The organism is Rhodococcus sp. WAY2, from assembly GCF_009859915.1.
Taxonomy (GTDB): Bacteria; Actinomycetota; Actinomycetes; order Mycobacteriales; family Mycobacteriaceae; genus Rhodococcus_F; species Rhodococcus_F oxybenzonivorans.
In genome coordinates this window covers 3,509,497-3,529,614 of the sequence record NZ_CP046572.1, presented here as the reverse complement: position 1 = coordinate 3,529,614, position 20,118 = coordinate 3,509,497, and the positions used below count along the sequence as shown (strand labels likewise).

Genomic DNA, 20,118 nt, shown 5'->3' with positions numbered 1-20,118 from the left:
GACAGCAGGGGGACGTCATGCTGCATCTACGGGTGATCTGCCCCGCCGAGCACACCGACGACGTTCTCGGTGTGCTCGCCGCGGAGCCCGGGGCCACCCACGTGGTGGTGCTGCGCGGTGCGGCGATCGACCCGGCCGGTGACGTGGTCCAAGCAGATGTGGCCCGCGAGGCGGCCAACGAGGTGATCGACGCGCTCGAAGCGCTGGACATCCAGCGCATGGGCGCGATCACCTTGGGACCGGTCGAGACGGTCCTGTCCACGGCCGCACGGAAGGCGGAGAAGGCGGCTCCCGGCGATCCGGCCGACAGCGTCGTGTGGGAGGAACTTGTCAGCCGCACCCGCGAGGAGTCGACCCTCAACGGAACGTTCCTCGCCTTCTTGACGATCGCGTGTCTGCTCGCGTCGGTAGGAGTTGTGACCGACTCACCGATCACGATCGTCGGTGCCATGGTGGTGGGACCGGAGTTCGGTCCGTTGGCAGCACTCGCCGTGGCTCTGGCACGGCGCAAACTCGGTCTCGCACGACGCTCCTTGTTCGCGCTGCTCCTCGGCTTTCCCTTCGCCATGGCTGCCACCTTGGTTGCCACGCTGGTGATGGAACGGATCGGGTGGATGGCTCTCGACAGCCTCGACGCCCAGGATCAGGTCGACTACATCTACAAGGTCGGACCCCTGTCGCTGGTGGTCGCCGTCCTCGCGGGGGCAGCCGGGATGCTCGCGCTCGTGTCCGCGAAGTCCGCGGCACTCGTCGGTGTCTTCATCTCGGTCACCACCGTGCCGGCGGCGGGTTTCGCCGTCGTCGCCGTAACGGTCGGCGAGTGGCGCATCGCCGCACTGTCCGCACTTCAACTGGGCATCAACATGGTCGGAATCGTGGTGGCCGGGGTGCTGGTCCTCGCGCTGCGGTTGCGAGCCGGCAACGGCGCCGATCGCCTGCTCGCCGAGGCACGGAAAGAACGCGTCCAGCAAGTCCGGAGACTTCGGTGACCGCGGCGCCGCACCGCGGCCCGGAATACGACGAACTGTTCGACGCCGACGGGAAGGTCCGTGCGCCGTGGTCCGAGTTGGGTGACGGCCTCCTCGGCGCGGACAGCGGCTCCGTGCGCCGGCTGCAGTCCCGCATCCGGCTCCTCGTGGACAACCACGGCATCACCTACAACCCCCTCGACGGATCGGATCTCGCCACCGGACCGTCTCGGTGGGAGATCGACGCGATACCGCTTCTCGTCGCGGCCGACGAATGGGAGCACCTCGAAGCGGGACTCCTCCAGCGTTCCCGGCTTCTCGATGCCGTCCTCGCCGACCTGTACGGGCCGATGACGCTGCTGCGGAGTGGTGCCGTGCCCGCCCGCCTCGTGTTCGGTCATCCCGGATATCTTCGGCCTGCGCACGGCATGTCGATCCCGGGTCGGCACCAGTTGTTCTTCCACGCTCTCGACGTCGGCCGCGGCACGGACGGCAATTTCCACGCTGTTCGCGACCACACCCAGTCTCCGGGCGGGGCCGGCTACGCGATGGCGAACCGCCGAGTGATCGCCCGGGCGGTTCCGGGCATCTACGAGACCGTGGGCCCCCGGCCGTTGTCCTCGTTCGCCCAGTCGATGCGACTCGCGGCAATCGACGCGGCGCCCGTCGGTTCGGAAGACCCGCTGGTGGTCGTGCTCAGTCCGCACACCAGGTCGGGTGCCGCGTTCGACCAGGCCTACCTGGCGACCGTCCTCGGGTTCCCGCTCGTGGAAAGCGCCGACCTGGTGGTCCGTGACGGCCGCATCTGGATGCGGTCACTGGGCCGGTTGGAACAGGTCGACGTCATCATCCGGCGGGTCGACGCCGAACTCGCCGACCCCCTCGATCTGCGCCCCGGCTCCCGGTCCGGCGTCGTCGGCCTCGTCGAGGTGCTGCGTCGGGGAGCAGTAACCGTTGTGAACACCCTCGGCAGCGGAGTCCTGGAGAATCCGGCACTCACCCGCCTGCTGCCGGTACTCTCGCGGCGACTGCTCGACGAGGATCTGTTGTTGCCGTCCGTGCCGACGTTCTGGGGAGGTGACCGTTCCGAACTCACGCACATCCTGGCCAACGTTTCATCGATGGTGCTCCGCGCCGTCCGCGGCGGGCCGCCCGTCGTCCCCTCCGCACTCGATGACGCCCGGCGCACGGAGTTTCTCGAACAGGTACGCGCGGATCCCGGCAACTGGGTGGGGCAGATCATCCCCGACTCGTCGTATGCGCCGTCGGCCGGCGCCGGGGGAGAGGTCAACCTCTCGCCCGTCGGCGTCCGGTTGTTCTCCGTAGCTCAACGGGTGGGCTTCGTACCCATGTCCGGCGGCCTGGGAACGACCCTGATTCCGGGTGCCGCGGGCGGGTATCGCCGGCATGCGGGAGCCAAGGACGTCTGGGTGCGCTTCGCGCCGCGGCTCGGCCCGGCAGATACCGGTGAGGGCGCCGCCCGTGACGTCGAGTCGCTGCCCACCTACGCAGCAACCTCGTCCGATCTGCTGGCCTCGCCCCGCGCGCTGTCCGAACTCTTCTCGATAGGGCGATGCGCGGAGCGGGCCGAGGGTTCGGCACGGCTGATGATCGCCGTGGGGGAGAAGTACCGCGACTATCGGCTCCGCCCGTGGCTGCCGGGTGCCGGGTGTCTTCCCATTCTGCTCGACGCCGTCCTCACCGTCGCGGAGCAGGGAAATGCACCGGGGGGAGGGGGCGCGCCGACACGGTCGGCGAACGTTCCCGACGGAACTGCGGGCCCCGTTCACACCCCGGATCTCCAGCAAGTGCGGGCGGAACTACGGTCTCTCACCGTCGATCCCGACCGCGACGGATCACTCGCTCGAGCCGTTCGGGACGTGGAGCAGGCCGCGCGGGCGGTACGCGGCCAGTTGTCGAACGACATCTGGGCCGTGCTGAGCACGGTGGAACGCGCTCTCGGTGAGGTCTCCGACGAGTCGATCGACGATGGCTCCCGGCTTTTCGAGGCGCAATCCGCAGTGCTCGGCGGCATGCTAGCGCTGTCCGGTGTCTCAGCGGAATCGTTGGTCCGCGACACCGGCTGGCACATCATGGACATCGGCAAGCGGATCGAACGGGCCTCGACCCTCACCACCCTGGTGGCGTCCACCATGGGGCGGAAGCGGGATCCCGCGACCGAACGAGCGTTGATCGAATCACTTCTGATCGCCACCGAGAGTTCGGTCGTGTACCGCCGGCGGAATCGAAGTATCCGCCCTGCCGCGGTGGCCGAGTTGCTGCTGTTCGACATCGGCAACCCCCGCTCGCTCGTCTTCCAGCTCGAGGCGCTGCGGACCGACCTGGCGGCCCTACCCGACGCCTCCGGATCCTCGCCGGCGGAGCGGCTCGCCGAGGACATGCTCAACACGGTTCGCCGGGTCGACCCTGCCCGGCTCGAGCGCATCGACGACACCGGAGTACGCACCGAAGTGGGCGAACTGACCACCGAGATCGACGGACTTCTCGGCCGGTTGTCCGAAGTCATGTCGAAGGGGCCGTTGTCGTTGCCCGGCGGTATGCAACCGCTGTGGGGTACCACGGCCTCGTGGACGGTCGGGGGCGAAGTTCCCGCATGATCGACCCCTCGACCCCAGCTGATTCGACCAGCGAGCGCCCCGCACTCCGGCGATACCGGATCACCCACCGCACTACCTACACCTATTCAGGACCGGTGTCCTCGTCCTACGGCCGCTGCTACCTGCTTCCGCGTGACACCGAGGATCAGCGCTGTGTCCGATCGGCCGTCGACATTTCGCCCGCGCCCGCCGATCGGTCGGTGGGTGTAGACGTATACGGCAATCGCGACTTCTACTTCCAGGTGAGCGCAGCGCACGAGGAGCTGATCGTCACCGCCGAGTCCGAAGTAGAGGTGTACGGGCCGGAACCACACCGGCTCGTCAGTGCACCCGCGAACTCGCGGTGGGAGCTGTCCCGACCGGTGGGGACGGACGGGGCGCTGGCCCAGGACTTCGTGCTGGACGTGCAGCCGGCCGAGATCAGTGACGGCGTGCGCGACTACGCGGCCGTGAGCTTTCCGCCGGAACGTCCGCTCCTCGACGCCGTCCTCGACCTCACGAGCCGCATCCACCGCGACTTCCAGTACAGATCGGGGTCGACGTCCGTGTCCACCCGGGTCACCGAGGTGCTCGAGAAGAGGTCCGGGGTGTGCCAGGATTTCGCTCGGCTCGCGATCGCCTGCCTGCGCTCACACGGGCTCGCCGCCCGGTACGTGTCGGGATATCTGGAAACGCAGCCGCCGCCCGGCCAGGAAAGACTGATCGGGGTCGACGCCACCCACGCGTGGGCCGCCGTGTGGATGCCCGGCGACCGCTGGCTGGCTTTCGACCCGACCAATGATCAACTCGTCGACGAGCGCTACACCGTGGTGGCGTGGGGCCGGGACTACGCGGATGTGCCGCCGCTGCGCGGAGTCATATACACAGAGGCACGAAACAGCACCATTGCGGTGTCGGTTGACGTGGCACCCCTCCATCCGCTCGCGCCCGATCAGCCGAAATGCTGAAATTCACCGAGGCTTCCGGCGGAGGACTCGATGATCCGTGTCACTAGCAGGTAAGTTGGACCGCGATGACTGCAATACTGGCCGACCCCGTTTCCGAGGTAGTTGCCGCAGCCGAGAAGCTGCTCACGCGTCGTACCGGGGCACCCGTGACACTGGTAGACCCCGTCGACCTCGGCGGTAGTGGTCGTACCATCGTGCTCCGCGTCCGCGTGGCCGAGAATCCGTTTTCCCTTCCGCGGACGTTGGTGATCAAGCAACTGCGTGAGGACGTCGGTGTGTCCGGCTCACGGACGGTCGATCCCGACGACCTGTCGGGTGACAGCAGCAGCGCGTTCCTCCGTGAAGCCGTGTCGTATCAGTTCGCCACTGCACTGGCGACCGACAGCAGGCCGGGTGCCGAACTGCTCGCCTCCGACCTCGAGGCGCGACTCCTCGTTCTCAGCGACCTCGGTGATGCCTCGCCGATCAGTGCCCTGCTCGAGCATTCCGACGCCGATACGGTCACCAACACGCTGATGGCCATGGCACAGGCGCTGGGTCGGATGCACGCGGCCACGGTGGGACGGGAAGAGGACTTCACCGCCCTTCTTCGCCGCGCCGAGGTGGCGCACTGCGACGACACCGTCGCCGAGCAGGTTCACCGCGCGGTTCCGGAGGTGCCCCGCCTTCTGTCCCGGATCCTGGGGGTCGACGTGTCCGCGGACATGACGGCGCAGGTGGCGCGCGCCGCGAAGCTGTTCGACAGTGGCCGATTCCGGGCGTTCAGCCCCTCGGACCTGTGCCCGGACAACATCATGGTCAACGACGAGGGTGTTCGTTTCCTCGACTACGAGTGGGGTGGCTTCCGCGACGCGATGCTCGACATCGCGTATGCACTGGTGTCCTTCCCGGGATGCCTCTGCACCGTGGAACTGTCCGACGAGCGGACGCAGGCCATGATCGAGGCCTGGCGCGCCGAGGTCGTGGGGATGTGGCCCGCGCTCGCCGACGACAACGTGCTGGCCACCCGCATGGTCGAAGCGCAGCTCATCTGGGTGTGGGTCAGCACATATCTGTTCCTTCCGGAGAATCACAGTCGCATCGCCGCCGTGCGCGAGCATCACCTGTCGGTTCCGCGGTCCGAAGCCCTGACGCAGCGCTGGGACAGGTTGGCCCGGAGCGCCGACCACGCCGGGAACACGGTGGTCGCCCACCACGCCCGCCTCGTGGCCGACAAGCTTCGAGGTTTGTCTGTCGGGTGACGCCGACCGGCAGACCGGAGTGGGTTTCCGCGACGCCTTCCGAGTAGCGTCGAACTTGTGAGCGATCTTTTCGGTTCGGAGTTGGGCGAGGACGAGTCGGCCGGACTGTTCGAGACCGTGCGGCCCGAGGTGGAACCCGCGCCGAAATCCGGTCCCGGACACGTGGCTGTCAACCCTCACGCACCACTCGCGGTGCGGATGCGCCCGCGCACTCTCGGCGAGGTGGTCGGACAGCAGCACCTCCTGGGGCCCGGGGCGCCGCTACGGCGTCTGGTCGAGGGTTCCGGAGCAGCGTCGGTGCTGCTGTACGGCCCTCCTGGTACCGGGAAGACAACCTTGGCCTCACTCATCTCGGGGGCGACGGGCCGCCGATTCGAGGCGTTGTCCGCGCTGTCCGCGGGTGTGAAGGAAGTGCGCGGCGTCATCGAACTCGCGCGGCGGCGCCTCCTCGCGGGGGAACAGACGGTGTTGTTCATCGACGAGGTACACCGGTTCTCGAAAACCCAGCAGGACGCCCTGCTCGCTGCTGTGGAGAACCGGATCGTGCTCCTCGTTGCCGCGACCACCGAAAACCCGTCCTTCTCGGTCGTGTCACCGCTGCTGTCCCGGTCGTTGGTGCTGCAACTGCAGTCGTTGACGCCCGGCGACATCGAGGAACTCCTCGAGCGGGCGCGCACCGACGAGCGTGGCTTCGGCGGTGAGATCGAAATCGCGGGCGATGCCTTGGATCATCTGGTCCGATTGGCGGCGGGCGATGCGCGTCGAGCGCTGACGGCGCTCGAGGCGGCCGCAGGGGCCGCCCTCGACCAGGCGGGCGATGCGGATCGGCCAATTCTGCTCGACCTCGCCACGGTAGAGGCCAGCGTCGACAAGGCGGCGGTCCGCTACGACCGTGACGGTGACCAGCACTACGACGTCATCAGTGCCTTCATCAAATCGATCCGTGGCTCCGACGTCGATGCCGCACTGCATTATCTCGCGCGGATGCTGACCGCGGGGGAAGACCCGCGCTTCATCGCGCGTCGACTGGTGGTCCACGCGAGTGAAGACATCGGGATGGCCGATCCGACCGCACTGCAGACCGCCACCGCGGCCGCCCAGGCCGTGCAGCTGATCGGCATGCCCGAGGCCCGCCTTGCGCTCGCCCAGGCAACCATCCACCTCGCCACCGCACCGAAGTCGGGGGCGGTGATCGCCGCGCTCGGAGCGGCGATGGCCGACGTCGCCGCGGGCAACGCAGGCCTGGTGCCCCCGCATCTGCGCGACGGGCACTACGCGGGTGCGGCGAAACTCGGCAACGCCGTCGGATATCGCTATCCCCACGACCATCCGGACGGCGTGCTGCCACAGCAATATCCGCCGGACGAACTGGTCGGCGTCGACTACTACCAGCCCACCACGCACGGTGGTGAGCGCGACATTGCGGCCCGGGTCGACAAGTTGCGTGCCATCGTCCGTGGCAAGACCCGTCCGGGTGGCCGGTTAAGCTGATTGTTGCCGAACTGCCGGGCTCCCGTGTGCCCGGCAGGACAGCCACCCCGCAGTTGCCCTCGAGACAGACAATAAGGATCACTGACGTGCAGACCCACGAGATTCGCCGGCGCTTCCTCGACCATTTCGTCAAGGCAGGCCACACCGAGGTAGCCAGCGCCTCGCTGATTCTCGACGATCCGAACCTGCTGTTCGTCAACGCGGGAATGGTCCAGTTCGTGCCGTTCTTCCTGGGCCAGCAGACCCCGCCGTACTCGACGGCGACCAGTGTGCAGAAATGTGTGCGCACCCTCGACATCGAAAACGTGGGCATCACGACCCGGCACAACACGTTCTTCCAGATGGCCGGAAACTTCTCCTTCGGTGACTACTTCAAGCGGGAAGCAATCAAGCATGCCTGGGCGTTGCTGACCGGCAGCGTCGACGACGGCGGCTACGGATTCGATCCCGAGCGGATCTGGGTCACCGTCTACCTCGACGACGACGAGGCCCGCGACATCTGGCGTGACGAGGTCGGCGTTCCGGAGGCGCGGATCCAGCGCCGGGGCATGGCCGACAACTACTGGTCCATGGGCATCCCCGGGCCGTGCGGGCCCTGCTCGGAGATCTACTACGACCGCGGCCCCGAGTTCGGCAAGGAAGGCGGCCCGGAGGCCGACGAAGACCGCTACATCGAGATCTGGAATCTCGTGTTCATGCAGAACGAGCGCGGACTCGGCATCAGCAAGGACAATTTTGAGATCCTCGGCCCGCTGCCGAAGCAGAACATCGACACCGGCATGGGAGTCGAGCGCGTCGCGTTCCTGCTGCAGGGCGTCGACAACGTGTATGAAACCGACCTCGTCCGCCCGGTGATCGCGAAGGCCGAGGAGTTGTCGGGCCGCAGGTACGGCGTCAATCACGACGACGACGTCCGGTTCCGGGTGATCGCCGATCACGCGCGTACGGCGGCCATGCTCATCGCGGACGGTGTGAATCCGGGCAACGACGGACGCGGGTACGTGCTGCGCCGACTGCTGCGGCGCATCGTGCGTTCGGCGAAGCTGCTCGGTGCCGACAAGCCGAGCATGCGTGACTTCATCACCGTCGTACGCGACACGATGGCCCCCTCGTACCCGGTTCTCGACAGCGACTTCGGCCGCATCGAGACGGTCGCGGTCGGTGAGGAGACGGCGTTCCTCAAGACCCTCACCTCGGGGTCCAAGTTGTTCGAGGGTGCCGCCGAGTCCGTGAAGGCCTCCGGGAAGTCGGTCATCGGCGGCGATCAAGCCTTCGCGCTGCACGACACCTACGGCTTCCCCATCGACCTCACCCTCGAGATGGCGGCCGAGGCCGGATTGTCGGTCGACGAAGACGGATTCCGCACGCTGATGGCGGAGCAGCGTCAGCGTGCCAAGGACGACGCCCAGGCACGCAAGCACGCGCACGCCGACCTGACCGTTTACAAGGAACTTCTCGACCGCGGTCCCACCGAGTTCACCGGTTTCCACGAACTGGTGTCCGAGGCTCGTGTCCTTGCCCTGATCTCCAACGGGCAGCGCGTTCCCGTCGCCGCCACCGGCCAGGACGTCGAGGTCATTCTCGACCGCAGCCCGCTGTACGCGGAAGCGGGCGGCCAGATCGCAGACCTGGGCGCGTTGACCGGGCCGGGACTGCGCGTGAAGGTCAACGACGTCCAGAAAATCGCGAAAAAGCTGTGGGTTCACAAGGTCACCGTTCAAGAAGGCGAGATCACCGAAGGCGACGTCGTTCTGGCGCAGGTCGATGCCGGGTGGCGTAAGGGTGCCACCCAGGGTCACTCCGGTACGCACATGGTCCACGCCGCCCTCCGACAGGTCCTGGGGCCCAACGCCGTTCAGGCCGGTTCGTTGAACAAGCCCGGATATCTGCGGTTCGACTTCTCGTGGCAGGGTGCGCTCACCGAGTCGCAGAAGCAGGACATCGAGGTCGTGGCGAACGAGGCCGTGGCCGCCGACTACGCGGTCAACACGTTCGTCACCGACCTCGACAAGGCAAAGGCGATGGGCGCCATGGCCTTGTTCGGCGAGAACTACGGCGACGAGGTACGTGTCGTGGAGATCGGTGGACCGTTCTCCATGGAGCTGTGTGGCGGAACACACGTGGGAACCTCAGCGCAGATCGGCAACGTGACTCTCCTCGGTGAGCAGTCCGTCGGCTCGGGTGTGCGGCGTGTGGAGGCCTATGTCGGGCTGGACTCGTACCGTTACCTGGCCAAGGAACGGGCGCTGCTCGCCGGACTGTCGTCCTCGCTGAAGGTGCCCTCCGCAGAGGTGCCTGCCCGTGTCGAGGCCTTGGTCGAACGGCTTCGCGTTGCAGAGAAGGAGCTCGAACAGGCTCGGGCACAAGCAGTTCTGGCCTCCGCAGGCACATACCTCGACAAGGCTCAGCGCGTGGGACCGGTGCTGCTGGTGGCGGACTCGGCTCCCGCCGGTGTCGGTGGCAACGACCTCCGGAGTCTCGTCACCGACATTCGCGGACGGTTCGGCACGCAGCCGGCTGTGGTCGCCCTGTTTGGTGATGCCGACGGCAAGGTTCCGTTCGTTGTCGCCGTCAACAAGGCGGCGCAGGAACTCGGGGTCGCGGCCGGTGACCTCGTGAAGGAGTTCGGCCCCCTGATCGGGGGTCGCGGCGGCGGCAAGGCGGACATGGCCCAGGGGTCCGGCTCGGACACCACCGGCATCGCGGCGGCCCTCGATGCGGTCCGAGGGGCCGTGGCGGACAAGGTAGGGAACCAGTAGCGGTGCATCGCGCGGAACAGGGCGGTCCGGATCGACCGGGCGTCGACGACCCTGGGCGCGGTCGGCGCATCGGTATCGACGTGGGGAGCGTCCGGATCGGGGTCGCCTCGAGCGACCCCGACGGGGTTCTCGCCACCCCGGTCGAAACGGTTCCCCGGTCGAAGGAACGCGGCCCCGACGCGCCGGATATCCGGCGCATTGCCGACATAGTCGAGGAATACGAGGCCGTGGAGGTTATCGTCGGTCTGCCGCAGACCTTGCGGGGCGAACGAGGCAAGGCCGCCTCGATCGCTACTGTGTTCGCGAAGCGATTGCGAAGGGCGGTGGATCCGATCCCGGTGCGGATGGCGGACGAGCGTCTGACCACCGTCACCGCCACGCGGGCGCTTCGCGAGAGCGGTGTCAGTGCGAGAAGCCAGCGTACGGTGATCGACCAGGCCGCGGCGGTGGCGATCTTGCAGGGGTGGTTGGACGAGCGGAGCAGGTCGGTGAATGCAGGGGATTCAGTCGGGGACAGGCAGCAACCGGAGGCGGGCCAGTGAGCAATCATCGGCGGCCGGCAGGGGAACAGCCTGGTTTCGACTATCCTCCCCGTGAACCGCGGCGACACCGCTATCTCGACGAAGACGAACCGGTCGAGTACGAGTACGAGTACGAGTACGAGTCCATTCCCGAGCGCTCTGATTTTCCGGACCATGCGGAAGCAGCCGAACTCGGTTACCACCGCACCGGCTACGACGATTCCGCGCTCGATGATCGTGTGTACGGCCACCACCCGCCCGCTCCCGACTACCTCGCGCGCCAGGATGCGGCCCACTCGGAACCTGCGCACCACGAGTCCGTGCATCGCTACCGTGAGGACCCCCTCGACGAGCCCGCCCACGAGCACACGTACGACCGGTCCGCGTATGACCAGGAGGCGTATGGCGAGGCGGCGTATGACGAGGTGGCGTATGACGAGCGCGAAGTTCACGAACGCGAGTACGACAGCCTGCCGGTCGATGACCATGTCTCCGTCGAGGGGCGACATGACGCACCGTACGAGAGAGCCGACGGCGCGTTCGACGAGGCCGAAACACAGGTCATCGCCGCCATTCCTGTCGAGCGTCCCGCCCCGCCGTCGCGCGTGCACGCGCGACGCGAGCAGAAGTCCCGCGGCCGGGCACGCAGGGGCAAGATCCTCGGAGTGCTGGCGGCCGCAGTCGTACTGGTCGTCTTGGCGGGAATGGTCTTCGTCGGCGGCAAGCTCTTTTTCGGTGGCCCGGACGCCCCGGCCGACTACGCAGGTCCGGGCGGACCCGAAGTTGTGGTCCAGGTCCATGCGGGGGACACCGCGGAGGAGATCGCGACCACGCTGGCCGAGCGAGACGTGGTGGCCAGCGGATCGGCCTTCTTCAACGCCGCGGTCCAGAACACTGCGATGAATTCGGTGCAGCCCGGTTTCTACAGTCTCTCGACACAGATCCCTGCCGTGGACGCCGTCCGAGAACTCGTCGATCCGGCGTCGCGTGTGGGCCAGATGATCATTTCGGAGGGCCGTCAGCTCCACGACACCACCGACGTGCAGACGGGTGCAGTGAAGAAGGGGATCTACACCCTCATCTCGGAGGCAAGCTGCCTGGGCGAGGCCGGGCAGGAACGGTGCATCAGTTACGACGAACTGAACAACGCCGGTGCGGGCGACATCGGCGCACTCGGCGTACCGGACTGGGCCAGAGATGCCGTTGCCGGCGTACCCGACCGGGACCGGCAGCTCGAGGGTCTCATCGCCGCCGGCAGCTGGGATTTCGACCCGACGGCCGGTGCTGCCGAGATCCTACGGAAGCTCGTGACCGAGAGCGCGGCGAGCTACGAGGAGACGGGCATCCTCACCGCGGGAAACGTGGTGGGCCTTTCCCCCTACCGGATGCTCATCGCCGCGTCGCTGGTGGAGCGGGAGGCGATGCCCGAAGACTTCGCGAAGGTGGCGCGCGTCATCTTGAACCGGCTGGCAGTCAACCAGGCGCTGCAGTTCGACTCGACGGTCAACTACGCGCTCGACACGACGGAATTGGCCACCACCGATGCGGATCGGGCGACGGTCACCCCGTGGAATACCTACGCCAGCCCCGGCTTGCCGGCCACCCCGATCTCGTCGCCGAGTATCGCTGCCCTGCAGGCCGTCGAATCCCCGGAGCCGGGGGACTGGATCTACTTCGTGACCGTGGACGCGAAGGGAACGACGCTGTTCACCAAGAGTTATGAGGAGCACTTGTCCAACATCGACCAGGCGCTGAACAACGGGATCCTCGACAGTGGACGGTGACGTGAGGTCGGCACGCAAGGCTGCTGTCCTGGGAAGCCCGATCGCCCACTCCCGGTCTCCGCAGCTGCATCTCGCGGCGTATCGGGCGCTGGGACTGACCGACTGGACCTACGAGCGCATCGAGTGTGACGGGGAACGTCTTCCGGGTCTCGTGTCCGGTCTCGGCCCGGAATGGGTGGGCCTGTCGGTCACGATGCCGGGCAAGATTGCGGCGCTCGACTTCGCCACCGAGCGGACCGAGCGCGCGGTGACGATCGGCTCCGCCAACACGCTGGTTCGCATCGAGGGCGGATGGCGTGCGGACTGCACCGATGTGGATGGCGTCCGGGGTGCTTTGACCGCGGGCGGGATCGGCACGATTGCCGGAGCCGACGCCGTGGTCGTGGGCGCGGGCGGGACGGCGAGGCCGGCGCTGGTGGCACTCGCCGACATGGGTGTGAAGAGCGTCACCGTGGTGGCCCGGAACGAGGGTCGGGCCGCGGGCGCGCTGGCATGTGCCGAGGCGATCGGTCTCGAGGTTCGACTCCTCGGCTTCGACAGCCGCGAACTTGCCGCGCGGTGCGCCGGAGCGGCCGCCCTTGTCAGCACCGTGCCGTCCGCCGCAATCATCGACTGTGCGGATGTCCTCGGACAGGCGCCGTTCGTGCTGGACGCGATCTACGACCCCTGGCCGACACCGTTGGCCGCAGCAGTAGAAGCTGCCGGTGGAACGGTCGTCGGCGGGTTGTCGATGCTCCTCCACCAGGCCTTCGGGCAAGTGGAGCAGTTTACCGGCCGGCCTGCGCCGAGAGAGGCCATGGCGGCCGCATTGGGCTAGTTGTCCACAGGCCCCGGTTTCTCCACAGGCCAGGGGATTTCTGCAGGTCGTCGTCGACGAGGCTTCCCGTGCGCCGGTCACGCTGTGTACATGTGGTTGCTTATCTCGGTCGGCGTACTCGCCGGCGCAGGCGCAGGCTGGTGCGCGCGGCGTACGGCGAAGAGGTTCGTCGGCGACGCGGCCGTGCGACCCGGATGGTGTGAAAGTTCGTGCGCTGCGGGCGTGGCGGTCGCGGTGTGGTGCGGATCCTCGGGCCGGGAACCGGAACCCGCGTTGGTTCCTGTCGCCGTCCTGCTGGGATGGTGGTGCGTCAGCCTCGCCGCCACGGACTGGTGTGCGCGCAGATTGCCGAACATCCTGACTCTGCCCGGATTCGCGGTGGTCGTCGTCCTTGCTGGTATTTCCGGTCAGGCGCCGGCCGCAGTGATCGGGGGCGTACTTCTCGCGGCGGCGTATCTCCTTCTGTATCTCTGCGCGCCCGGATCGCTGGGGGCGGGCGATGTCAAGCTCGCCCTGGGTGTGGGCGCGCTGGCCGCACTGGGCGGGGGAGGAGCGTGGGTGTGGGCCGCCTTCCTGGCACCGGCGTTCACGGCCGCTGCGGGGTGCGTCGCACTGGTCAGGGCACGGTCGCGCCCTTCGCGCCGGGGGTCGGACGCGGCTTCTCCGACGAGTGTTCCCCACGGGCCGGCCATGTGCGCTGCGACCATCCTCGCGCTGCTGGCCACGCACCTTCCGTGAGCGCCGTCTTCGGTCCGCGCCGGGTTGGGAGGACCACCGTCACTGCCGGTCGCGGCGACGTGGAAGGATATTGGTCGTGCTGCGCTGGATAACTGCCGGAGAATCCCATGGTCCCGCCCTCGTTGCGATGCTCGAGGGAATGGTTGCGGGCGTCGAAGTGACGTCCCAGGACATCTCGACTCAACTCGCGCGACGGCGTCTCGGTTACGGGCGCGGCGCACGCATGAAGTTCGAGGCCGACAAGGTCACCATCGTCGGAGGTGTGCGCCACGGACGGACGCTCGGCGGGCCCATCGCGGTCGAGGTGGGCAACACCGAGTGGCCCAAGTGGGAAACCATCATGTCTGCCGATCCGGTGGATCCCGACCTGCTCGCCGATCAGGCGCGGAACGCACCCCTCACTCGACCGCGACCCGGGCACGCCGATTACTCCGGCATGCTCAAGTACGGTTTCGACGACGCCCGTCCCGTTCTCGAACGGGCGAGTGCGCGTGAAACCGCGGCGCGCGTCGCGGCTGCGACCTTCGCCCGCAACTTCCTCCGCCAGGTATTCGGCGTCGAGGTGCTCTCACACGTCATTTCCATCGGTGCGTCCGATCCGTACGTCGGTGTGGAGCCGACGGCGTTCGACATCGCGGCGATCGATGCCAGCCCGGTGCGCGCATTCGACAAGGCAGCCGAGGAATCGATGATCGCCGAGATCGAGGCGGCCAAGCGCGACGGCGACACCCTCGGCGGGGTCGTCGAGGTGGTCGTGCACGGGCTCCCCGTGGGTCTCGGCTCGTTCATCAGTGGCGCGGATCGTCTCGACGCCCGCCTCGCATCGGCGCTCATGGGCATTCAGGCGATCAAGGGTGTCGAGGTCGGCGACGGTTTCGAGACCGCCCGCCGCCGCGGCAGCCAGGCACACGACGAGATGCGCCCGGGTCCCGATGGCATTCTGCGATCCACCAATCGCGCCGGCGGGCTCGAAGGCGGCATGACCAACGGTGAGGCACTGCGTGTGCGCGCCGCGATGAAGCCGATCTCGACCGTTCCCCGCGCCCTTTCCACCGTCGACATGTCGACGGGTGAAGAAGCCGTCGCGATTCATCAGCGCTCCGACGTGTGCGCCGTGCCCGCCGCAGGTGTCGTGGCGGAGGCCATGGTCGCACTGGTTGTGGCCCAGGCTGCACTCGAGAAGTTCGGCGGCGACTCCATTGCCGAGACGGCCGCAAACTTCGAGCGTTACGCCTCCGGTGTCGCTGCGCGGCTCGCGCGATGACCGCCGCGTCCGCCGTCGAAACGAGGCGGTGACGGGCCGTGGCACCGAAAGCTGTGCTCGTCGGCCCCCCGGGAGCGGGTAAGTCGACCATCGGCCGACGTCTTGCGCAGGCCCTCGACCTGCCGCTCTTCGACACCGATGCGGCGGTCGAGGAGGAAGCGGGGCGCACCATCGCGGAGATCTTCGTCGAAGACGGCGAGCCCGCATTCCGTGCCCTCGAGGAGGAGATCGTCCGCAAGGCGATCGAGAGTTCCGAGGGTATCGTCTCGCTCGGAGGCGGCTCGATACTGTCCGAGCGCACTCGGGCACTCCTGAAGGGCCACACGGTGATCTATCTGGAGATCAGCGTGGGTGAGGGCCTGAAACGGACAGGAACGAGCACTGCACGTCCCCTGCTCGCCGGTGGCGACCCCCGCGAAAAGTACGCCGAGTTGATGCGCAGACGTCGGCCGTTGTACCGCGAGGTGGCGTCCATTCGGATACGGACGGACGGACGTAGCCCTGCGCGGGTGGTGCAGCAGTTGGTCGCGAAGCTTGCCGGATGAGGTGCGACCCCGGCGAAACAGGTGATCCGAGAACATCGGACGAGACGGAGCGGAGCAGACGGTGACCGAACCGGTACGTGTACAGGTGCAGACGGCACACCCCTACCCGGTGATCATCGGGCGTGGTCTGCTCGGTGAGCTGTTGGACGAGCTCGCCGGAACCAGGACGGTGGCGATCTTCCATCAGCCGCCGCTGGCTGAAACGGCGGAGGCAGTGCGGGCGGCACTCGCCGAAAAGGGCATCGACGCTCACCGGATCGAAATTCCGGACGCCGAGGACGGCAAAGACCTGGCCGTGGCCGGCTTTTGCTGGGAGGTGCTCGGCCGGATCGGACTCACCCGCAGTGACGCCGTCGTTTCCCTGGGCGGCGGCGCGGCCACCGACCTCGCCGGATTCGTCGCAGCCACCTGGATGCGCGGAGTGCGGGTGGTCCATGTGCCGACGACCTTGCTCGCCATGGTCGACGCCGCGGTCGGCGGAAAGACAGGAATCAACACCGAGGCGGGCAAGAACCTTGTCGGTTCGTTCCACGAGCCGTCGGCCGTGCTCATCGACCTCGTGACACTGGAAACCGTGCCCCGCAACGAGATCGTCGCCGGGATGGCGGAGGTCATCAAGACCGGATTCATCGCCGACCCCGTGATCCTCGACCTCATCGAGAGTGATCCCGAGGCGGCGCTCGACCCGACCGGGTCCGTGCTGCCGGAACTGATCAAGCGTTCGGTGGAGGTGAAGGCCAAGGTTGTGGCGGCCGATCTCCGCGAATCCGATCTGCGGGAAATTCTCAACTACGGGCACACGCTGGGTCATGCGATCGAGCGGCGCGAGCGCTACCGCTGGCGTCACGGCGCCGCGGTGTCGGTCGGACTGGTGTTCGCGGCCGAGCTCGGCCGTCTGGCCGGCCGGCTCGACGACGAGACCGCCGATCGGCACCGCCGGATCCTCGAACTGGTCGGGCTCCCCACGACGTACGACGCGGACGCGTTCGGTCAGCTGGTCGAGGGAATGCAGACCGACAAGAAGAATCGCGCCGGCGTGCTGCGGTTCGTGGTTCTCGACGGACTGGCAAAGCCCGGACGTCTGGAGGGCCCGGACCCATCCTTGCTCGTCGCGGCGTACTCGGCCGTCGCCCGCGAGGAGACCGCCGGCGGCGCAGTCCTTCTCTGACCCAGGAACACCACACTTCTCTGACGCCGAGACACGCCGCGGCGGAGGCGAGCACCCTGCTCACCTCCGCCGCGGCGGTGTCTTCGGACCAGACCGACCAGTGCGGTCTACTCGCCGCGTTTCGGCTCTTCGGGGTTGCGCTTGCCGAGGTCGACGGGTTCCTGCCAGGTGGTGTCCTGCTCCTCCCCGGCATCGAGGTCCGAGGTGTCCTGGCGGTAGTTGTGTACCGGTTCGAAAACCGCAGTGTCGGCATCGGGATCGGCGTAACCGCTCTGGTCGTACGTTCCGTCCGGATAGTGCTGTCCATAGCCGTTGTCGTCGGCGACAGCAGCGGCTGCCGTACCTCCCGCTGCTGCGCCTGCCGCCGATCCGGCACCCCGCCGGGCATCTCGGTCGCCGCCACGCCCCTGCGATGCCTTCTTGGCGTCACGCCCGGCAAAGAAACGGCCCAGGTAGACGGCCAGCATGGCCGGAACGAAGATGAGCAGGACAGTGAAGGCGGCACCGGAGGTGATTTCGAAGAAGAACGAGTTCTGCGTGACGTTGAGGGAGGGCAACAGATCGGCCAGCCAGCTGCCGACCCCCGCAACGATGCCGCCGAGCAACGCTGCCTTCAGCCACAGCATGGTGAGGTCGGCACCCTGGTCGGGGTCCGGGTTGCGATGCCGGTCCCGGATGCCGTCGATACCCGCCCAGATCAACGCCACCAACACCACGACCAGCAGAGCCACCCACCTCAGGATCGAACCTTGGAGGGGCCACTGTGTGATTGCCGCACCGAGCAACACACGAACCAAAATATGTATCAGGGCCATCCCGAGGCCGCGTACCACCCACGCATTCATGGGCACAGCGTAACGAGAAGGTTTTCCGGCGTGTGGTCTAACCCACAGACGCGCTGTCTGCAACCTGTTCTCACCGCCGATGGTGGTCGATCGCGGCGCCGTCGCGCGGGTCGTGTCCCTCGTCAGCGGGGCGGGTGGCAATGCCGGTACGTTTGCTGACATGCCTGCTGATCATGGTTCGCGGCGCGCGGCACTGCGCGCGGCGCTCGCCGCCCGCGATCTCGACGCACTTCTCGTGACGGACCTGGTGAACGTGCGGTACCTCACCGGCTTCACCGGGTCCAATGCCGCAGTGCTCGTCGACGCGGCGGACGCCGACGGCGCCGAGGAACGCACGGTGATCTGCACGGACGGGCGCTACCTCACCCAGGTGGCCGAACAGGTACCCGACCTCCGGGCCGAAATCGCCCGCGCCAGCGCCGCCCACCTCGTCGAGTCGGTCGCCCGCCGGACGGCGTCGTCGCTCGCCTTCGAAAGTCATGTCGTCACGGTGGACGAGTTCGCCGCGTGGTCGCTGCTCGCACCGGATACGCGCCTGGAACCGGTTCCCGGGCTGGTGGAGGAGCTACGCATGGTGAAGGACGACTACGAAGTAGCGTTGCTCCGGGCTGCGTGCACTGCCGCCGACGCCGCGCTCGCCGACCTTCTCGAGCGTGGCGGACTCCGGCCGGGACGCACCGAGAAAGAGGTGGGGCGCGAGCTCGAGGCTTTGATGCTCGATCACGGTGCCGACGGTATTTCGTTCGAGACGATCGTCGCGGCGGGTGCCCATTCCGCAATTCCCCACCACCGTCCCACTTCGGCGGTGCTGCAGCGCGGCGACTTCGTAAAACTGGATTTCGGGGCCGAGGTCGGCGGCTACCACTCGGATATGACGCGCACGTACATCCTCGAACAGGCAGCCGAGTGGCAACGGGAGGTGTACGCCCTGGTCGCCCGCTCGCAGGCGGCCGGATGTGCCGCCCTGCGACCGGGCGCCGAGGTCACCGCCGTCGACGCGGCAGCCCGCGGCGTGATCGAGGAAGCGGGTTACGGAGAGCTGTTCCTGCACGGGCTCGGGCACGGCGTCGGCCTGCAAATCCACGAAGCACCCGGAATCGGCAAGCTGGGCACCGGTACACTTCTGGACGGTGCGGCGGTGACCGTCGAGCCGGGCGTGTATTTCTCCGGGCGCGGAGGCGTGCGGATCGAGGACACGCTCGTGGTCCGGGAGCAGGGTCCGGAGCTACTCACCCTCACCACCAAAGACCTGACTGTCGTGTAGACGGTTTCGACCTTATCGAGGAGACGCGAAGCAAGTGGCTTCCACTAGTGATTTCAAGAACGGCCTGGTCCTGCAGATCGAGGGCCAGCTGTGGACGATTATCGAGTTCCAGCACGTCAAGCCGGGCAAGGGCCCCGCATTCGTGCGAACCAAGCTGAAGAACGTGCTGTCGGGCAAGGTCGTCGACAAGACCTTCAACGCCGGCGTCAAGGTCGAGACTGCCACCGTCGACCGACGCGACATGACGTACCTCTACCACGACGGCAGCGACTACATCTTCATGGACGGTGACACCTACGACCAGATCTCGATCAACGAGGCGACGGTCGGCGACGGTGCACGCTTCATGCTCGAAAACATGGCGGTCCAGGTTGCCGTGCACGAGGACGTCCCGCTGTTCGTCGAGCTGCCCGTCACGGTGGAGCTCGAGGTCAAGCACACCGATCCGGGTCTGCAGGGCGACCGCTCCACCGGTGGCACCAAGCCCGCGACTCTCGAGACCGGTGCCGAAATCCAGGTGCCGCTGTTCATCAACACCGGCGACAAGTTGAAGGTCGACTCCCGCGACGGCAACTACCTCGGGCGTGTGAATTCCTGAGTGTCCGGTACCCATAAGAAGCTCGGCGCACGGCACAAGGCCCGTAAGCGCGCCGTCGACTTCCTCTTCGAAGCGGAAGCGCGCGACCTCGACCCGGTCGATCTCGCGACCGAGCGGGCGGACATGTCCGGCAAGGACGAGTCCGTTGCGCCCGTCGCTCCGTACACCGTCACCGTGGTCACCGGCGTGGCCGAAAACCTCGACCGGATCGATGCGGTGATCTCCTCGCACCTGCAGGACTGGACGCTCGAGCGGCTGCCGGCGGTGGACCGGGCGATTCTGCGGATCGCCGTGTGGGAGCTGTTCCATGCCACCGATGTCCCGCCGGTCGTGGCGGTCGACGAAGCGGTGGAGCTGGCCAAACAGCTTTCCACCGACGACTCGCCGGGATTCGTCAACGGCGTCCTCGGCCAGGTGGTGCTGGTTGCCCCGCAGGTGCGGTCGGCTGCCGCGGCCACCTCCCGGCGTGCCGAACCAGGAAACGACGAGCCGGACGATCCGCGTTCGTAGGTTGATCTGCCTCACTCCGGTCCCGCGGCGTCCCTCAGGC

The 20,118-nt window shown here is 67.4% G+C and carries 17 protein-coding genes; 16 read left to right on the top strand and 1 reads right to left on the bottom strand.

The genetic code is table 11. The annotated features are described in order from the left end of the window. Window positions 1-17 precede the first annotated feature (17 nt). From GFS60_RS16195 to aroB, 13 genes are all read left to right on the top strand, one after another. Window positions 18-989: a DUF389 domain-containing protein gene (locus tag GFS60_RS16195; protein WP_159922718.1), complete on the top strand. Its 972-nt coding sequence runs from the start codon at window positions 18-20 to the stop codon at window positions 987-989. After that, window positions 986-3,586 carry a circularly permuted type 2 ATP-grasp protein gene (locus GFS60_RS16190; protein ID WP_159922717.1) on the top strand — a complete coding sequence of 867 codons (2,601 nt, stop codon included), beginning with the start codon at window positions 986-988 and terminating at the stop codon, window positions 3,584-3,586. The genes GFS60_RS16195 and GFS60_RS16190 overlap by 4 nt, the downstream gene beginning before the upstream one ends. Further along, complete coding sequence (locus tag GFS60_RS16185) at window positions 3,583-4,533, top strand: transglutaminase family protein (protein WP_159922715.1); 951 nt, start codon at window positions 3,583-3,585, stop codon at window positions 4,531-4,533. Before GFS60_RS16190 ends, GFS60_RS16185 begins: the two co-directional genes overlap by 4 nt. A gap of 65 nt (window positions 4,534-4,598) precedes the next feature. Further along, window positions 4,599-5,774, top strand: a complete 1,176-nt coding sequence (locus tag GFS60_RS16180; protein ID WP_159922713.1) for a phosphotransferase family protein — start codon at window positions 4,599-4,601, stop codon at window positions 5,772-5,774. 57 nt (window positions 5,775-5,831) lie between these two features. Further along, window positions 5,832-7,265: a replication-associated recombination protein A gene (locus GFS60_RS16175; protein WP_159922711.1), complete on the top strand. Its 1,434-nt coding sequence runs from the start codon at window positions 5,832-5,834 to the stop codon at window positions 7,263-7,265. 86 nt (window positions 7,266-7,351) lie between these two features. Next, a complete protein-coding gene (alaS, locus tag GFS60_RS16170; protein ID WP_159922709.1) occupies window positions 7,352-10,024 on the top strand; it encodes an alanine--tRNA ligase in 2,673 nt (890 codons plus the stop codon). A gap of 2 nt (window positions 10,025-10,026) precedes the next feature. Continuing rightward, on the top strand, window positions 10,027-10,566 hold the full coding sequence (gene ruvX / locus GFS60_RS16165) for a Holliday junction resolvase RuvX (protein WP_109330305.1): 540 nt from the start codon (window positions 10,027-10,029) through the stop codon (window positions 10,564-10,566). Beyond that, a complete protein-coding gene (locus GFS60_RS16160) occupies window positions 10,563-12,329 on the top strand; it encodes an endolytic transglycosylase MltG (protein WP_159922707.1) in 1,767 nt (588 codons plus the stop codon). The genes ruvX and GFS60_RS16160 overlap by 4 nt, the downstream gene beginning before the upstream one ends. Window position 12,330: 1 nt before the next feature. Next, a complete protein-coding gene (locus GFS60_RS16155) occupies window positions 12,331-13,146 on the top strand; it encodes a shikimate dehydrogenase (protein ID WP_374434552.1) in 816 nt (271 codons plus the stop codon). Between the two features lie 90 nt (window positions 13,147-13,236). Further along, a complete protein-coding gene (locus GFS60_RS16150) occupies window positions 13,237-13,884 on the top strand; it encodes a prepilin peptidase (protein ID WP_159922703.1) in 648 nt (215 codons plus the stop codon). Window positions 13,885-13,960: 76 nt separating this feature from the next. Continuing rightward, on the top strand, window positions 13,961-15,148 hold the full coding sequence (gene aroC / locus GFS60_RS16145) for a chorismate synthase (protein ID WP_109330297.1): 1,188 nt from the start codon (window positions 13,961-13,963) through the stop codon (window positions 15,146-15,148). 38 nt (window positions 15,149-15,186) lie between these two features. Continuing rightward, window positions 15,187-15,693, top strand: a complete 507-nt coding sequence (locus tag GFS60_RS16140) for a shikimate kinase (RefSeq protein ID WP_159922701.1) — start codon at window positions 15,187-15,189, stop codon at window positions 15,691-15,693. 61 nt (window positions 15,694-15,754) lie between these two features. Continuing rightward, window positions 15,755-16,861, top strand: coding sequence for a 3-dehydroquinate synthase (gene aroB, locus GFS60_RS16135; protein ID WP_159922699.1), 1,107 nt, complete (start codon window positions 15,755-15,757; stop codon window positions 16,859-16,861). Window positions 16,862-16,968: 107 nt separating this feature from the next. Here aroB and GFS60_RS16130 read toward each other — a convergent pair whose 3' ends face one another. After that, the gene (locus GFS60_RS16130) at window positions 16,969-17,706 is read right to left on the bottom strand and encodes a B-4DMT family transporter (RefSeq protein WP_159922697.1); all 738 of its coding nucleotides are present in this window, start codon (window positions 17,704-17,706) and stop codon (window positions 16,969-16,971) included. A gap of 160 nt (window positions 17,707-17,866) precedes the next feature. On the opposite strand from GFS60_RS16130, the gene GFS60_RS16125 reads away from it, so the two are divergent. From GFS60_RS16125 to nusB, 3 genes are read left to right on the top strand one after another with little or no spacing between them, the layout of a single operon-like run. After that, on the top strand, window positions 17,867-18,970 hold the full coding sequence (locus tag GFS60_RS16125; protein ID WP_159922695.1) for an aminopeptidase P family protein: 1,104 nt from the start codon (window positions 17,867-17,869) through the stop codon (window positions 18,968-18,970). Window positions 18,971-19,004: 34 nt separating this feature from the next. Then, window positions 19,005-19,568: an elongation factor P gene (gene efp / locus GFS60_RS16120; protein ID WP_109330289.1), complete on the top strand. Its 564-nt coding sequence runs from the start codon at window positions 19,005-19,007 to the stop codon at window positions 19,566-19,568. Next, window positions 19,569-20,078 (top strand): transcription antitermination factor NusB, encoded by a 510-nt coding sequence (gene nusB / locus GFS60_RS16115; protein WP_159922693.1) that lies wholly within the window; start codon window positions 19,569-19,571, stop codon window positions 20,076-20,078. Window positions 20,079-20,118: the final 40 nt, after the last annotated feature.

Excerpts from the sequence above, each read along its gene's own strand:
- GFS60_RS16195 (WP_159922718.1), top strand. The coding sequence starts at position 18 with ATGCTGCATCTACGGGTGATCTGCCCCGCCGAGCACACCGACGACGTT.
- GFS60_RS16185 (WP_159922715.1), top strand. The coding sequence starts at position 3,583 with ATGATCGACCCCTCGACCCCAGCTGATTCGACCAGCGAGCGCCCCGCA.
- GFS60_RS16180 (WP_159922713.1), top strand. The coding sequence starts at position 4,599 with ATGACTGCAATACTGGCCGACCCCGTTTCCGAGGTAGTTGCCGCAGCC.
- GFS60_RS16150 (WP_159922703.1), top strand. The coding sequence starts at position 13,237 with ATGTGGTTGCTTATCTCGGTCGGCGTACTCGCCGGCGCAGGCGCAGGC.
- GFS60_RS16130 (WP_159922697.1), bottom strand. The coding sequence starts at position 17,706 with ATGAATGCGTGGGTGGTACGCGGCCTCGGGATGGCCCTGATACATATT.
- GFS60_RS16125 (WP_159922695.1), top strand. The coding sequence starts at position 17,867 with ATGCCTGCTGATCATGGTTCGCGGCGCGCGGCACTGCGCGCGGCGCTC.